The organism is Vibrio sp. 10N.222.48.A3 (assembly GCF_041475345.1).
Classification (GTDB): Bacteria; Pseudomonadota; Gammaproteobacteria; order Enterobacterales; family Vibrionaceae; genus Vibrio; species Vibrio tasmaniensis_A.
This window is the reverse complement of the sequence record NZ_JBFRVX010001182.1, coordinates 1-2,193: the sequence shown is the minus strand read 5'-3', so window position 1 is coordinate 2,193 and position 2,193 is coordinate 1. Positions and strand designations below refer to the sequence as shown.

The 2,193-nt window shown below is 41.7% G+C and carries 2 protein-coding genes; one reads left to right on the top strand and one right to left on the bottom strand.

All coding sequences use genetic code 11. The annotated features are described in order from the left end of the window. Positions 1-204: 204 nt before the first annotated feature. Positions 205-642: a hypothetical protein gene (locus AB4653_RS24790; RefSeq protein ID WP_102257911.1), complete on the top strand. Its 438-nt coding sequence runs from the start codon at positions 205-207 to the stop codon at positions 640-642. 292 nt (positions 643-934) lie between these two features. Here AB4653_RS24790 and AB4653_RS24785 read toward each other — a convergent pair. After that, positions 935-2,193 (bottom strand): alkaline phosphatase (locus AB4653_RS24785; protein ID WP_372105560.1); only part of this gene is annotated, 1,259 nt, incomplete at its 5' end.

Below are 2,193 nucleotides of genomic sequence, written 5' to 3'. Positions count from 1 at the left end.
GTACTTATCTGAGCGTTGTGTCTAGTTCTGGTTGGACTAATTTTTGGCTTTCATATACAAGTATCTGAATCAGCAGTAAGCGCCCTTGCTTCAATGGGCTCCATCTTAGGAGGGATGGGAGCGGCTGGAGCAGCATACATCTCGTATAGGTCTACAAAGGAATGGAAGAATGAGTTTTACCATGGAAAATAATATGAGCATGTTTTGCAACTGGAGAGTGTATTACTTGATATAAATGCAGCTTTAGAGCAAGCCATACATGATGAGTCTGTTACGGGAATCGGGCTAATCGGTGTATTGCATAAAGCGACAATTCCATTTCAGAAGGACTATAAACAATCCTTAAACTCACTTCGTTTGATATCAAGAAAGAGCAAGGATGAGTCTGCGATTAATGTACTAGAGCAGTTAGATATAAATGAGATACTGATGTCTATGCACGAACCTTTTTTAAATTACCGAGATAGCCAGTCACGGATCAATGACTACTTTAAGAATAATCCTAATGAGGAAAGGCAACTCTTTGAGATTACAGAAATTAAAGATGATATGAAGCTGAACATCAGTATGTTGTTTGAATTAAACTATATACTTAATAAGTCGGTACAAGATTTAGAAAAATTTAAACAATTGGCCGTTTGAGTGCAATTACTCGTTAGTCTTACATATTGAACACTGTCGCCACTTTATCGCCATGTTAACTTTTTATTTAATGTATCTTTCTGTTTTTAATGTACTTTATTTGAATTGCTCTATAAGACCACATCTTGAATCACCCAAATCGCTAGTTATTCTAAAAACAGCTGCTCTTGAGCGGCTGTTTTGCTATTTGGCGTCGCCTAAATTTACTTAATTACTTAATTACTTAACTTAAAGGCTTAAAACAAAAAACGCCCCGTAGGGCGCTAAGTAAAACGAGTAAAAAAGATTCAGGCTAGTTTACTTGTTGTTTAATGTACTCACCCAGTTCTGAGTGGTGCATGATTTTTGAAACGGGCAGTATTTTCTCTGCTGGGCCCCAAGCAAACACGTTCACTGGTGTGTGAGTATGTGTACCTGTACCCCAAACGATGTTTTGACTTGTTGCCTGTTCACGAGCAAGCAAGTTTCCGCGGTCGTTATAAGGGAAGAATGCATCGAAATCGTTGATAGCAGGCACTTCTTCTGCCGATAAGTATTTGTGTTGAGCCAATCGGTATGGGTTCGGCTTACTCGCTAATACGTTTTTCGCTTGTTCAGCTGTAATAGGGAACTCACTATTCTTGTTGACGATCTCAGCCAGTTTTTCAGGTGTTTGCTGCGCTTTATCCAACTTCTGAAATTCGCTGATCATGCCGTAGTAGCTTTGCTTTTGATTATATAAACCATCAAGAATATCGAATGCGCCAAAGTTGAAGTTAGGTGCATAGTCGCGGTCGGCGAAGGCTTCACCAGAACGTTTTTGTGGTTTTGGTAGGTCGTTAGAAGAGTAGCTGAATCCAAAAGATCCTGTTTCGTGGTCTGCGGTCACAATCACGATCGTGTCTTCACGATTTTTTGCCCATTCATACACAGTTTGGATCGCTTCATCAAACTTGAGCAGTTCATGCAGCATAGTGCCGGCATCGTTACTGTGTCCCGCCCAGTCGATTTGGCCACCCTCGACCATTAGGAAAAAGCCGTCTTCATCTTTGGATAAGATGTTGAGGGCTTTTTGTGTCATCTCTTTCAAACTTGGTTGAGTACGTTCGCCACTCTCTTTCTTGTTGCTGTAAGCGATGCCGTCATCCATGCCTGAGTAGGCGAACAGGCCAAGTAGCTTATCGCTTTTAGCATCTTCTAGCATGCTGCGGTTAAATGCCAGTTGGTAGCCGTCTTTCTCTGCCTCTGCAAGAAGGTTACGGTCGTCTTTACGTTTTGATTTTAGGTAAACATCACCTTGAGTCAGTTTTTCAAGTTGCTTATAGGTTTCACCTTTGTCGTTGGTCGATTTAGGGATCCAATGACGTAGCCCTCCCGAAAGCATTACATCAACACCAGTTTCTAGCATGTCGTTAGCAATTTGGTTTTCTAGCGAACGGTGAGGTTGGTGAGCAGCAAATGCAGCAGGCGTGGCGTGAGTTAAGCGCGTATCGGACACGAGTCCTGTTGCTTTACCTGCCTTTTTAGCTTTCTCAAGAACCTGTACCCCAAACGATGTTTTGACTTGTTGCC